12 protein-coding genes are annotated in these 13,409 nt (G+C 69.9%); 11 read left to right on the forward strand and 1 reads right to left on the reverse strand.

Going from position 1 to position 13,409, the window contains the following annotated elements; translation table 11 throughout:
• Nucleotides 1-66: 66 nt before the first annotated feature.
• Nucleotides 67-1,083 carry a LacI family DNA-binding transcriptional regulator gene (locus ABZ845_RS28870; protein WP_360985339.1) on the reverse strand — a complete coding sequence of 339 codons (1,017 nt, stop codon included), beginning with the start codon at nt 1,081-1,083 and terminating at the stop codon, nt 67-69.
• Between the two features lie 142 nt (nt 1,084-1,225).
• On the opposite strand from ABZ845_RS28870, the gene ABZ845_RS28875 reads away from it, so the two are divergent.
• The 11 genes from ABZ845_RS28875 to ABZ845_RS28925 all read left to right on the forward strand — a co-directional run bounded on the left by ABZ845_RS28875 (nt 1,226) and on the right by ABZ845_RS28925 (nt 13,000).
• Nucleotides 1,226-2,485: an MFS transporter gene (locus ABZ845_RS28875; protein ID WP_360985342.1), complete on the forward strand. Its 1,260-nt coding sequence runs from the start codon at nt 1,226-1,228 to the stop codon at nt 2,483-2,485.
• A 9-nt stretch (nt 2,486-2,494) separates the two neighbouring features.
• Nucleotides 2,495-3,856: a Pup--protein ligase gene (gene pafA / locus ABZ845_RS28880; protein ID WP_360985345.1), complete on the forward strand. Its 1,362-nt coding sequence runs from the start codon at nt 2,495-2,497 to the stop codon at nt 3,854-3,856.
• A 139-nt stretch (nt 3,857-3,995) separates the two neighbouring features.
• Nucleotides 3,996-5,015, forward strand: coding sequence for an FKBP-type peptidyl-prolyl cis-trans isomerase (locus ABZ845_RS28885; RefSeq protein WP_360985348.1), 1,020 nt, complete (start codon nt 3,996-3,998; stop codon nt 5,013-5,015).
• 70 nt (nt 5,016-5,085) lie between these two features.
• On the forward strand, nt 5,086-5,457 hold the full coding sequence (locus tag ABZ845_RS28890) for an FKBP-type peptidyl-prolyl cis-trans isomerase (RefSeq protein WP_360985351.1): 372 nt from the start codon (nt 5,086-5,088) through the stop codon (nt 5,455-5,457).
• Between the two features lie 313 nt (nt 5,458-5,770).
• Nucleotides 5,771-6,748: a WYL domain-containing protein gene (locus tag ABZ845_RS28895; protein WP_360985354.1), complete on the forward strand. Its 978-nt coding sequence runs from the start codon at nt 5,771-5,773 to the stop codon at nt 6,746-6,748.
• A 17-nt stretch (nt 6,749-6,765) separates the two neighbouring features.
• The gene (locus ABZ845_RS28900) at nt 6,766-7,809 is read left to right on the forward strand and encodes a WYL domain-containing protein (protein ID WP_360985357.1); all 1,044 of its coding nucleotides are present in this window, start codon (nt 6,766-6,768) and stop codon (nt 7,807-7,809) included.
• A 104-nt stretch (nt 7,810-7,913) separates the two neighbouring features.
• Entirely contained in the window at nt 7,914-8,147 is a 234-nt protein-coding gene (locus ABZ845_RS28905; protein ID WP_360985372.1) for a hypothetical protein, read from the forward strand.
• A 27-nt stretch (nt 8,148-8,174) separates the two neighbouring features.
• A complete protein-coding gene (locus ABZ845_RS28910; RefSeq protein WP_360985360.1) occupies nt 8,175-8,369 on the forward strand; it encodes a hypothetical protein in 195 nt (64 codons plus the stop codon).
• Nucleotides 8,370-8,753: 384 nt separating this feature from the next.
• A complete protein-coding gene (tatA, locus tag ABZ845_RS28915) occupies nt 8,754-9,041 on the forward strand; it encodes a Sec-independent protein translocase subunit TatA (protein WP_360985363.1) in 288 nt (95 codons plus the stop codon).
• Between the two features lie 48 nt (nt 9,042-9,089).
• Nucleotides 9,090-10,037: a twin-arginine translocase subunit TatC gene (gene tatC, locus ABZ845_RS28920; protein ID WP_360985366.1), complete on the forward strand. Its 948-nt coding sequence runs from the start codon at nt 9,090-9,092 to the stop codon at nt 10,035-10,037.
• A gap of 107 nt (nt 10,038-10,144) precedes the next feature.
• Nucleotides 10,145-13,000 (forward strand): DEAD/DEAH box helicase, encoded by a 2,856-nt coding sequence (locus tag ABZ845_RS28925; RefSeq protein WP_360985369.1) that lies wholly within the window; start codon nt 10,145-10,147, stop codon nt 12,998-13,000.
• Nucleotides 13,001-13,409: the final 409 nt, after the last annotated feature.

Here is a 13,409-nt window from a genome sequence, read left to right on the forward strand (position 1 = left end):
TGCCGTGTGCCCCGGTCGTTCTGGCCGGGGCACACGGCTTTTGCGTGTCCAGGGGCGTCGGGGGTGTCAGGGGCCGGGCGGTGGGGCTGTGGAGCCGCGTACGACGAGTTCGACGGGGATGTCGTTCTTGTCGGGGGTGTGGCCGTCGAGGACGGTGAGGAGGGCGTGCATGCCGCGTTCGCCGAAGAGTTCGGCGTCGAGGCGGATGGTGGTGAGTTCGGGGTCGAGGGCGGTGGCGAGGGCGAGGTCGTCGATGCCGGTGATGGAGAGGTCGTCGGGGATGCGCAGGCCGAGGCGGCGGGCGGCTTTGTAGGCGCCGGCGGCGAGTTTGTCGTCGTCGCAGATGAGGGCGGTGGGGCGGGGGTCCGGTGCGGCGAGGGCGGCTTCGGCGGCGGTGCGGGCGCCTTCGATGGAGATGGGGGCGTGTGTGGTGCGCAGGGTGGTGCCGGGGGTCTGGGCGAGGCGTGTGGCGAGTTGCTGTGCGCGGGTCTCGAAGGTCCAGGAGGGGATGTCGGCGCCGAGGTGGAGGTAGTGGCGGTGGCCGAGTGCGAGGAGGTGTTCGGTGACCTGGCGGATGCCGTCCGCGATGTCGAGGTTGACGGTGGTGGCGCCGAGGCTGCCTTCGGGGTCGCTGTCGAGCATGACGAGGGGGAGCTGGTCGCCGCGGATGGCGGTGAGGGCGTCGGCGGCCATGGAGGAGGCGATGACGCCGTCGAGTGCTGCTTGTGCGCTGTGGAAGGGGTCTCGGGCGGGGCCGACGCCTTCGGGGGAGGGGTAGAGGACGACGCCGAATTCGTGCTGGGCGGCGATGCGGGCGGCTCCGGTGTAGACGCCGGCGAAGAATTCGGTGGTGAGTGCGGGGACGACGAGGAGGACGGTGCGGGTGTGGCCGAGGCGGAGGTTGCGGGCGGCGAGGTTGGGGCGGTAGCCGAGTTCGTGTGCGGCCTGGCGGACGCGTTCGGCGGTGGTTTCGGAGACGCGTCCGCGCCATTTGTCGCCGAGGACGAGGGAGACCGCGGCTTGGGAGACGCCTGCGGCGTGGGCCACGTCGCGGCTGGTGGGGCGGGTGCTGCCTCGTGCCACGGTGGGGGTGCCTCTTTCGTATGGACTCGTGGACAGCGCACATGGTACGTATGACCGGGGACGTTATACGTAACACTTCCTTCGTTGCCGATTCGGAGCGGCAGGGACGGTACGCACGGATCGGAAACGTGGAGAGGCGGCCATGGCGGCGGGTTACCTGGAGATCCTCAGGGCGAGGCATGCGGCGCGGCTGCTCGTCGGGACGCTGGTGGGCCGGCTGCCGAACGCTGTCGCGGCGATCGCGACGGTGCTGTTCGTACGGGCCCAGGGTGGTTCGTACGGCCTCGCCGGGGCGCTGGCGGGGGCGTACGGGGTGGCGAATGCCGTGGGGCAGCCGCTGCTGGGACGGCTGGTGGATCTGCGGGGTCAGCCGCGTGTGCAGCTGCCGGCTGCGGTGGTGTCGGCCGCCGCGATGACGGTGTTCGCGGTGATGGGTGTCGGGTCGCCCGTCGTGGCGTACGGGGCCATGGCGGTGGCGGGGTTCTTCGCGCCGCCGCTGGAGGGTGGTCTGCGTGCGCTGTGGCCGGTGGTGCTGGGCCGGGAGGAGCAGGTGCCGACGGCGTACGCGCTGGACGCGGTGGCGCAGGAGGTGATGTTCACGGTCGGGCCGCTGCTGCTGACGGTGTGCGCGTCGGTGTGGTCGGCCCGGATGGCGCTGGTGGTGCTGAATGTGATCGGGGTCGCGGGGGCGCTGTCGGTGGTGGTGTCGCCGCCGTCGAGGGCGTGGCGTTCGGCGCCCCGTGAGGCGCACTGGCTGGGTGCGCTGCGTTCGAGGGGGCTGCTGGCGTTGCTGGCCGCGTTCTTGTTCGTGGGGATCGCGCTGGGTTCGATCACGGTGGCGGCGGTGTCGTATGCCGACGGTCATGGTGGTGACGGGGTGTACGGGTGGTTGATGGCGGCTTTGGGGCTGGGTGCTCTGGTCGGTGGGACGGTGTACGGGGCGCGGGAGTGGCCGGGTGCGCCGGAGCGGCGACTGCGGGTGCTGGTGGGGCTTCTGGCGGTGTGTTATGTGCCGCTGGTGCTGATGCCGGGCGTGGTGGCGATGGGGTCGCTGACGGCGTTGGCGGGGCTGTTTCTCGCGCCGTGTATCGCGTGTGCGTTCATCATCGTGGATCGGCACGCTCCGCGGGGGACGGTGACGGAGGCGTTCTCGTGGCTGGTGACGACGTTCACGGTGGGTGCGTCGGTGGGGACGGGGCTTGCGGGGCCTGTGGTGCAGACGGGTGGTGCGCTGTGGGGTTTCGCGCTGCCGGGTGCCGCGGGGGTGGTGTCGCTCGGGGTGTTGCTGGCGACGGGGAGGGTCCTCGCAGCTCCTGCTGGGGGCGGGGTGGTTGCGGGTTCACCGGAAAATGATCCAAACCGTGCTGTCGAACCCCGTTTCAGCTCGGGGGATCGGGCGTAATGTTCAGTCATGGACCGCCGCATTTTCGGGCTGGAGAACGAGTACGGCGTCACGTGCACGTTCAGGGGACAGCGCCGTCTGTCGCCTGACGAGGTGGCGCGGTACCTCTTCCGCCGTGTCGTGTCATGGGGCCGCAGCAGCAATGTGTTCCTGCGGAATGGTGCTCGCCTGTATCTCGACGTGGGATCACATCCGGAATACGCGACTCCCGAGTGTGACAATGTGATCGAACTGGTCACCCACGACAAGGCCGGCGAGCGCATTCTCGAGGGGCTCCTGGTGGATGCAGAGCGCCGTCTGCATGAGGAGGGAATCGCCGGCGATGTGTATCTCTTCAAGAACAACACCGACTCGGCGGGCAACTCCTATGGTTGCCATGAGAACTATCTGGTGGCCCGTCACGGGGAGTTCTCGCGGCTCGCGGACATCCTGATTCCGTTCCTGGTCACACGGCAGCTGCTGTGCGGGGCGGGCAAGGTGCTGCAGACGCCGCGCGGTGCGGTGTACTGCGTGAGCCAGCGGGCCGAGCACATCTGGGAGGGTGTCAGTTCGGCGACGACGCGTTCACGGCCGATCATCAACACGCGTGACGAGCCGCACGCGGACGCAGAGCGTTACCGCAGGCTGCATGTCATCGTCGGGGATTCGAACATGTCCGAGACGACGATGCTGCTCAAGGTGGGCGCCACCGACCTGGTGCTGCGCATGATCGAGGCGGGCACGGTGATGCGCGATCTGACCCTGGAGAACCCGATCCGGGCGATCCGCGAGGTCAGTCATGACATCACGGGCCGCCGCAAGGTGCGTCTGGCGAGCGGCCGTGAGGCGTCCGCGCTGGAGGTGCAGCGCGAGTACTACGAGAAGGCCGTGGACTTCTGCGAGCGCCGCGGGATCCGTACGGGCACCGTGGAGCAGGTCCTGGAGCTGTGGGGCCGCACGCTGGAGGCGATCGAGTCCGAGGATCTGGACCGGATCGACACCGAGATCGACTGGGTGATGAAGTACAAGCTCATCGAGCGGTACCGGGCCAAGCACAACATGACGATGTCCCATCCGAGGGTCGCGCAGATAGACCTCGCCTACCACGACATCCACCGTCGCCGGGGTCTGTACTACCTGCTGGAGAGGAAGGGGCAAGCCACCCGGATCTGCAACGACTTGAAGATCTTCGAGGGCAAGTCGGTTCCGCCGCAGACGACTCGGGCGCGGCTGCGGGGCGACTTCATCCGTCGTGCGCAGGAGCAGCGCCGTGACTTCACGGTGGACTGGGTGCATCTCAAGCTCAACGACCAGGCGCAGCGCACCGTGTTGTGCAAGGACCCGTTCCGGTCGGTGGACGACCGGGTGGAGAAGCTGATCGCCGGTATGTGACAGGCGTGGGGCGCGTGGCGCCTCAGGCATATGAGCGGACCGCAACGCGGGCGTCGTACGTTTGCCGTACGACGCCCTTGTTGCGTCGTAGAGTTGCGATCACGCCATCATTCAAGATCGATCGATACGAGGCCCCATCGTGCGCCGACGTTCCCTCATCCTTGCCGCTGTGCCCGCCGGGCTGGTCACCCTCGCCGGGTGCGGCGACGGCAAGTCCAGCTCGAGCAAGGCCAGCGCGAGTCCGTCTCCCGCGGCTCCGACCACGCAGGCTCCGGCTCCCTCCGCCGTCCCGCCGCCGAAGATCGTCGAGGGGCCCCTGCCCGCCATCACCGCGGGGACGAAGTTCGGCGAGAAGCCGACGGTGGCGAAGGGGCAGGGCACCCCGTCGAAGGACCTGGCGGTCAAGACGGCGATCGCGGGCGGTGGGCAGACCGTCGCCGAGAACGACTTCATCCAGGCGAACTACCTCGGCCAGATCTGGTCGACGGGCAAGGTCTTCGACAACTCCTACGACCGCAAGACGCCCCTGGTGATCCAGCTGTCGCAGGGCAGCATCATCGATGGCTGGCGGTATGCGCTCGCGGGCAAGAAGGCGGGCAGCCGGGTTCTGATGTCGGTGCCGCCGACCTGGGGTTACGGCTCGCAGGGAAACCCACGGGGCGGCATCAAGGGCACCGACACCCTCGTGTTCGTGGTGGACGTGATGAACACGTTCAACAGCAAGAGTTCCGCCAAGGGCAAGGCGGTGGCGCAGACGGACGCCGCTTTGCCGAAGGTGGGTACGAACACCGACGGCAAGGCTCCGTCCATCGACGTGCCGAAGGTGAAGCCCCCGACGGGTCTGGTCGCGAACTACGTGCTGGAGGGCGACGGTCCCGTGGTCGCGGCGGACAACACCGTCCTGGTGCAGTACAAGGGTGTTCTGTGGGACTCCGGCAAGGAGTTCGACTCCACCTACAGCGGCGGCAAGCTGTCGATGTTCGTCCTCCAGCAGGTCGTCAAGGGCTGGGCGCAGGGCCTGACCGGCAAGAAGGTGGGCAGCCGTGTGCTCATCGTGGTCCCGCCGAAGCTGGGGTACGGCGACAACCCCCCGCAGGGCAGCGGCCTGACCAAGGACTCCACGCTGGTCTTCTCCGTCGACATCCTGGCGAAGATGTAACCGTCGCGGGGATGTGAGAGTGTCGGTGGTGCCGTAATGGCCTCAACTTGAACAAGCAGGAGCTTTAGACGTGAGCATCGAGAAGCCCGAGATCGACTTCCCGGGCGGCGAGCCCCCGGCCGACCTCGAGATCAAGGACCTCTGGGAGGGTGACGGACCGGAGGCCAAGGCGGGCGACACCGTCTCCGTGCACTACGTGGGTGTGGCGTTCTCCTCCGGTGAGGAGTTCGACGCTTCCTGGAACCGTGGTACGCCGCTGCGGTTCCAGCTGGGCGTGGGCCAGGTCATCCCGGGCTGGGACCAGGGTGTGCAGGGAATGAAGGTCGGCGGGCGCCGCCAGCTCATCATTCCTCCGCACCTGGCGTACGGGGACCGTGGCGCGGGCGGCCGTATCAAGCCGGGCGAGACGCTGATCTTCGTCTGCGACCTGGTCGGGGTCTGACGAGCCAGGGCTCCCGTTGCGCCGTGACGGGCGCGCCTTCGGGTGCGCTGTCGCCTGCGGCCGTGCCGTGGTCGTTCGCGCCGTTCCCCGCCCCCTGTGGGGCGCGGTCCGCGCGCGGTCGGGTGCGGTGCCGTCTGCGGCGCGTTGCGGCTGGTCGCTCGGTTCCCCGCGCCGGTGCAGGGCCGCGGGGCCGGTCGGGAGTGAGCGGCTGGGGTCCATGCCCGCGCGGGCGTGGGCCCTCGGCTTTTGTCGCGGGACCTGCGAGCGGTACGGTCGTCGGTCGTAGGCATCGTGGGGAAGGCGAAGGGCGTCGATGGCCATTGCCAAGGCTGAGCGGCTGATGAATCTGGCGCTGTGTCTGCTCGGGACGCGACGGCCACTCAGCAAGCGGGAACTGCGCGAGTCCATCGAGGCGTATGTCGAGGCGTTCGGGCCGGACAGGAGCGCGGCCGGGTCCGATGACTCCTTCAACCGTATGTTCGAGCGCGACAAGGATGATCTGCGCGAGCTGGGCCTGGTCATCGAGACCGTGGAGAACCTGGAGGGCGAGGTCGGTTATCTCGCCCGGCGTGACAGCAACCGGCTGCCGCCCATCACGCTCGACGCCGAGGAGGCCGCCGCGCTCGGTCTCGCCGCCAAGGTGTGGCAGCAGGCGCGGCTCGCCGGTGCCGCGAGCGGTGCCCTGCAGAAGCTGCGTGCCGCGGGCCTGCCCGAGGACGTGGACCCGTATGGCGGCCATGGCGCGCTGGAGCCGCGCATCCCGGTCCACGAGGCCGCCTTCGAGCCGCTGATGCTGGCCTGCCGCGACCGCCGCCCCGTCGCCTTCGACTACCGCAAGGCCACCGCGGCGCATCCCGAGCCGCGCCATGTGGAGCCGTGGGCGCTGGAGTGCTGGCGTGGGCACTGGTATCTGGCGGGCTGGGACCGTGACCGTGGTGCCGAGCGGGTCTTCCGGCTCTCGCGGATCACCGGGAAGGTGCGCTCCCGCGGGGGCGGCTTCACCGCGGAGGTTCCCGATGTGGTGACGGTCCGTGAGACCGTCGCGAGCTGGGCGGGCGAGATCGCCGACCGCTCCGCCCTGATCCGGCTGCGGACGGGTGCGGGTTACCCCCTTCGGGCGAAGGCCACCGCCGTCCGGGAACTCGGCGACGGCTGGGACGAGTTGGAGATTCCGTACGGCCATGGCCTGGACGCCTGGCTGGTGGAGTTCGGGCCCGACGTCGTGGTCCTGGAGCCCGCCGAGCTGCGCGCGGACGTGGTGGACCGGCTGCGTGCCGTGGCCAAGGGCTGAGGGGGAGGGGTACGACAGTGGCAGGCAAACCGGCGAGGCCGGCGAACGCCATCGACCAGACCCGGCGGATGCTGTCCCTGGTGACGTATCTGCGGGAGCGTCCCGGTGCCCGTGTCGAGGATGTCGCCAGGGCCTTCGGGATCACCGAGGACGAGCTGGTCTCGGACCTCGATGTGCTGCCCATGTGCGGCACGAGCTTCCGCGGCGGCGATCTGCTGGACATCGACACCGACGGTGAGCGCATCTGGTGGCACAACCCGGCCGCGCTCGGCGCGGACGCGGCCGAGCCGCTGCGGCTGGCGGCCGACGAGGCGACGGCGCTGCTGGTGGCCGCGCGGGCCGTCGCCACCCTGCCGGGCCTGCGGGAGAGCGACCGGCAGGCGCTGGTGCGCGCGACCGCGAAGGTGGAGACCGCGGCGGGCGAGGCGGCCGGTGCCAGCTCGCGGCTGTCTGTGACCTTCGAGTCCGAGGGCGGTGTGTTCGCGGACGTCGACCGTGCCATCTCCGAGCGCCGCCGGCTGTGGATCCGCTACTACTCGCCTGCCCGCGACGAGGTCACCGAGCGCGAGATCGACCCGATCCGCCTGGTCAGCGTGGGGCACACATATGTGGAGGCGTGGTGCCGCCGCTCGGAGGCGCGCCGTACGTTCCGGCTCGACCGGGTCGCCGAGATCAGGATCCTCGACGAGCCGTCGGCGCCGCCCGAGGTGGAGCTGCGCGACCTGTCCGAGGGGCTGGTGCAGCCGGCCGCCGAGGACCCCGAGGTGGTCGTCGAGGTGGGACCCGGGGGGCGCTGGGTCGCCGAGTACTACCCGCATGACAGCGCGGATGAGCTTGCGGACGGCGGGCTGCGTATCACTTTGCGGACACCCGATCCGACGTCGCTGCGAAGGCTGGCACTGCGGCTCGGGGCCGACGGCCGGATCGTGTCGCCCGCGGATCTGGCGGACAGCGCCCGCCAGGCGGCTGCCGAGGCGCTCGCGGCGTACGACGGGCCGCACTCCGGCGCGGACGGGCCGCATGGCAGGGAAGGGCTCGACAGACAGGAGCAGGGGCTGTGAGCACATCGGCGACGACTGGCGCGTCGGAGCGGCCGGATGCGCCGGCCGGTGCGCCCCAGGGGGCCGGGCCCGCGGAGGTGTCCGTACGGACGGCGTTCGCCGGGATGAGGCGGGTGGCGGACGTGGTGTTCCGGGCCGGCTGCCCGGACTGCCGGGCGCGTTTCGAGCTGGGGGCGGGCGCGCTCAGGCTGGCGATCGGCGCCAGCAGCAAGACCACCTTCTATTCCTTCACCTGCCCCGAGTGCGGTGCGTCGGTCCGCAAGCCTGCCGGTGAGCGCATCGTGGAACTGCTCACCGGGGGCGGTGTGCGGACCCTGCGCCTCCACTCGACGGCGTAGGGCCCTCGGGGCACTAAGCTCGACGTCATGTTCTGGCCGATGCTCGCTGTCGCCCTGGGGTTCCTGGGGCTTGTCGTCCTGGGTGTCCTCGCCGTCCGGGTGTTCGTGGAGGCGCAGCGGCTCGGGCGGCAGGTCTCGGACTCCGCCCGCCGCATCAGCCGGGCCGCCGAGGACCTGGAGCGGGCGGCGGTGAGAACGGCGAAGGCCGCGGACCGGATATGAAGCGGGTGTGAGTCCCCCCTTCCCCCCCGCAGTCCCGCGGGGTCCCGGCGTGGACATGGCGCTTTCCGCGAGCGGTGTGCGCGCGGAGCGCGGGCCGGGTCAGGCGGGTCCGGACCTTGTCCGCCGGGGACTTGACACGGTCGTCGAGCGTGGCCGTACGCGGGCGGGATGAGGCGCTTCGCCCTGTCTGTTCCAGCGGCATCCAGGTACTCTCTGAGCGCGGCCCGGAGAACGAGGCGCGGTCCGCAGACCGGAAGTACGCACGGGGATGGTCTGGTGTTCATCCCCGGGCGATACGATCTCTGGCAGCACGATGGTCAGACACCTGTCCGACCGGTCGGACACATTGCTCCGCTGCCCCGCCTCAGTGAGAAGGTGAAGATTATGTTCCGCAACGCACTTGAGCCGTGGCACCTGGTGCTCCTGGTTCTGGTGATCGTCCTCGTGTTCGGCTCCAAGAAGCTCCCGGACATGGCGCGGTCGCTCGGCAAGTCCGCGCGGATCCTCAAGAGCGAGGCCAAGGCGATGAAGGACGAGGGCAAGCAGCCCGCGCCGTCCGCCCAGCCGGCCGAGGAGCAGTCCCAGGCTCAGCGCACGATCCAGGCGTCCCCCGGCGATGTGACCAGCTCCCGGCCGGTGAGCGAGCCGACGGACACCACGACCCAGCGCTGACGCGAGGGCCGGGGTCCGCCGGTCCACTGCACGAGATGAGGATGTGGGTTGCTCAAGCCTGCCCGCAATAAGGAGAGAGATCCCGAGGGGCGCATGCCGCTCGTGGATCACCTTCGTGAGCTGCGCAACAGGCTCGCGAAGGGCGTGCTGGCGATCGTCGTCGTCACGATCGTGGCCGCCTTCTTCTACCAGGACATCATCAACTTCATCACCAAGCCGCTGCTCCACTCGGTCGGCTGCGGGCAGTCCTTCGGGCAGCTGGCGCAGGGGAAGCAGGACGTCCACTGTGCTCACCTCACGGTCAGCGGTCTGCTGACGCCCTTCACGCTGGCGCTGAAGGCATCGCTGACCGCCGGTGTCGTGCTGGCGGCACCGATCTGGCTGTACCAGCTGTGGGCGTTCGTCGCGCCCGGCCTGCACCGCCACGAGCGCAGGTACGCCTACGCGTTCGTCGGGTTCGGCTTCCCCCTCTTCCTCGGCGGCGGCCTCCTCGCCTACAAAGTCCTGCCCAAGACGGCGAAGGTCTTCATCGACCTCACGCCGAAAGGCGCGGAGAACCTGCTGCCGCTGGACAACCTGCTCGACCTGGTGACGCGCATGGTGGTGGTCTTCGGCCTCGCCTTCGAGATGCCGCTGCTGCTCGCCATGCTCAACCTGACCGGCATCCTGTCCGGCCGGCGCATGCTCGGCTGGTGGCGCGGCATGGTCGTCGGTATCGCCGCCTTCGCGGCCGTGGCCACGCCCGGCGCCGACCCGATCTCGATGCTCGCGCTGGCGGTGCCGATCTGGGTGCTGTACTTCATCGCCGTGGCCTTCTCGCTGCTCAACGACCGACGCCGGGCCCGGCGCGAGGCCCAGGGCCCCGCCGACGACGAGGCTTCCGAGCTGGACCTCACCCCCGAGGACATCGGCGAGACCGAGAGCATCGGTGCCGGCCGCTCCCTGCCCGAGCCGCCGGACCCGGACCGGGTCAACGGCTACGACGACGTGACGTGACCGGACGGGCACGGAACGTGCCGTGACGACGTGATCCGCGGGCCCCACCGGGCACACCGGTGGGGCCCGCCGCCGTTCACACACCGGTGCGCCCTCCGATCCCGATAATGATCGTCCTGTTGTCAGTGGGGCCCGGTACGCTCGAAAGCACGATGACAGAGGACCTCTCACCGGCCGAGCGGTACGCGGCAGCACGCAGGCGCGCTGCCGAGCAGGCCACCTCGCTCGCGTCCTTCCGCGAGATGTACGACTTCGGCCTCGACCCCTTCCAGATCGAGGCGTGCCAGGCGCTCGAGGCCGGGAAGGGCGTGCTGGTGGCCGCGCCCACCGGCTCCGGCAAGACGATCGTCGGCGAGTTCGCCGTCCACCTGGCCCTCCAGCAGGGCAAGAAGTGCTTCTACACGACACCCATCAAGGCACTGTCGAACCAGAAGTACTCCGACCTGTGCCGCCGCTACGGAACGGACAAGGTCGGCCTGCTCACCGGCGACAACAGCGTCAACTCCGACGCCCCGGTCGTCGTCATGACCACCGAGGTCCTGCGGAACATGCTGTACGCGGGCTCCCAGACCCTCCTCGGCCTCGGCTATGTGGTCATGGACGAGGTGCACTACCTCTCCGACCGCTTCCGCGGTGCCGTCTGGGAGGAAGTGATCATCCACCTGCCCGAGTCGGTGACGCTGGTGTCGCTGTCGGCGACCGTGTCGAACGCCGAGGAGTTCGGCGACTGGCTCGACACCGTCCGCGGTGACACCGAGGTGATCGTCTCCGAGCACCGGCCCGTGCCGCTGTTCCAGCACGTCCTGGCCGGACGCCGGATGTACGACCTGTTCGAGGAGGGCGAGGGCCACAAGAAGGCCGTCAACCCCGACCTCACACGGCTGGCCCGGATGGAGGCCAGCCGACCCTCGTACGCGGACCGCAGACGCGGGCGCGCCATGCGGGAGGCCGACCGGGAGCGGGAGCGCCGGCAGCGCGCGCGGGTGTGGACGCCGGGCAGGCCCGAGGTCATCGAGCGGCTGGACGCCGAGGGCCTGCTGCCCGCGATCACGTTCATCTTCAGCCGGGCCGCGTGCGAAGCCGCCGTCCAGCAGTGCCTGTACGCCGGCCTCAGGCTCAACGACGAGGAGGCGCGGGGCAAGGTGCGCGCCCTGGTCGAGGAGCGCACCGCGTCCATCCCCACAGAGGACCTGCACGTACTGGGCTACTACGAGTGGCTGGAGGGCCTGGAGCGGGGCATCGCCGCCCACCACGCGGGCATGCTGCCGACGTTCAAGGAAGTCGTGGAGGAGCTGTTCGTACGGGGCCTGGTGAAGGCCGTGTTCGCGACCGAGACCCTCGCGCTGGGCATCAACATGCCCGCACGCTCGGTGGTGCTGGAGAAGCTCGTCAAGTGGAACGGCGAGCAGCACGCCGACATCACCCCCGGTGAGTACACCCAGCTGACGGGCCGCGCAGGCCGCCGGGGCATCGACGTCGAGGGCCACGCGGTGGTGCTGTGGCAGCGGGGCATCAGCCCCGAGCACCTCGCCGGTCTCGCGGGCACCCGCACCTATCCGCTGCGCTCCAGCTTCAAGCCGTCGTACAACATGGCCGTCAACCTGGTCGAGCAGTTCGGCCGGCACCGCTCACGCGAACTCCTCGAGACGTCCTTCGCGCAGTTCCAGGCGGACAAGTCGGTTGTCGGGATCTCGCGCCAGGTCCAGCGCAACGAAGAGGGCCTCGAGGGCTACCTGGAGGCCATGACCTGTCACCTCGGCGACTTCGAGGAGTACGCGCGGCTGCGCCGTGACCTCAAGGACCGCGAGACGGAGCTGGCCCGGCAGGGCGTCGCACAGCGCCGCGCGGAGGCCGCCGTCTCCCTGGAGAGGCTCAAGCCCGGGGACGTCATCCACGTGCCCACCGGCAAGTACGCGGGCCTGGCCCTGGTCCTCGACCCCGGGCTGCCCGCCGGCCGCTCCAACGGCCACCGCGGCTTCGAGCACCACGACGGGCCGCGCCCCCTCGTCCTGACCGCCGAACGGCAGGTCAAGCGGCTGGCGGCGATGGACTTCCCGGTGCCCGTCGAGCCCCTGGAGCGGATGCGCATCCCGAAGTCGTTCAATCCGCGCTCCCCGCAGTCCCGGCGCGACCTCGCCTCCGCACTGCGCACCAAGGCCGGGCACATCCCGCCGGAGCGGCAGCGCAAGAAGCGGGCCGCCGCTGCCGACGACCGCGAGATCGCCCGGCTTCGCACCGCCCTGCGCGCCCACCCCTGCCACGGCTGCAACGACCGGGAGGACCATGCCCGCTGGGCCGAGCGCTACCACCGGCTGATGCGGGACACCTCGCAGCTGGAGCGCCGTATCGAGGGCCGGACGAACACCATCGCCCGCACCTTCGACCGCATCGTCGCACTGCTCACCGAGCTGGACTACCTGCGCGGTGACGAGGTGACGGAACACGGAAGGCGACTGGCGCGGCTGTACGGCGAACTGGACCTGCTGGCCAGTGAGTGCCTGCGCGAGGGCGTCTGGGAAGGGCTCGCCCCGGCCGAACTGGCGGCGTGCGTCTCGGCGTTGGTGTACGAGGCGCGGGTCGGTGACGACGCGATGGCGCCGAAGCTGCCGTCGGGCCGCGCCAAGGCCGCGCTCGGCGAGATGGTGCGCATCTGGGGCCGGCTGGACGCCCTGGAGGAGGATTTCCGGATCACCCAGACCGAGGGTGTCGGCCAGCGGGAACCGGACCTGGGCTTCGCCTGGGCCGCGTACATGTGGGCCGACGGCAAGGGCCTCGACGAGGTGCTGCGCGAGGCCGAGATGCCGGCGGGTGACTTCGTGCGCTGGTGCAAGCAGGTCATCGACGTGCTCGGGCAGATCGCGGCCGCCGCGCCGTCCCGCGAGGGGTCCTCGGTCGCCAAGAATGCCCGTAAGGCCGTCGAGGGGTTGTTGCGCGGGGTGGTGGCCTACTCGTCGGTGGGGTGACGGTCCCCGGGGACGTGGTGGGCTTCTGCCGAGTTCCCCGCGCTCCTGCCTAGTGCCGCGACAGGCAACGTTCGCCCCGTCGCGACGCCCGGCACGTGCTCTCGCCGCACCGGCCGAAAGCCCAAGTACGTCCAGTACGAGGGCTTCCGGCCGGCACGCCGAGAGCACGCGCCCCCAAGCTCTCGGCTCCGCTCGAGCAGGGGGTCCCCCATGACGCCGCTCCTCAACGGGCAAACGTTGCCTGCCGCGACGATCTACTAGTAGGTTGTCGCGGCTAATGTTTGGGATAGAGGTGGCGCAGTCTGATGCGTGCATCGTGGGTGGTGAACTGCCAGTTCACCTGACGTCGGTCGGTGTTGGTGGCGTTCTGCCATGCTGAGAGTTCGGTGTTGAGGATGCCGAGGTCGCT

The sequence above is a fragment of the Streptomyces sp. NPDC047022 genome, from assembly GCF_040644155.1.
Lineage (GTDB): Bacteria > Actinomycetota > Actinomycetes > Streptomycetales > Streptomycetaceae > Streptomyces.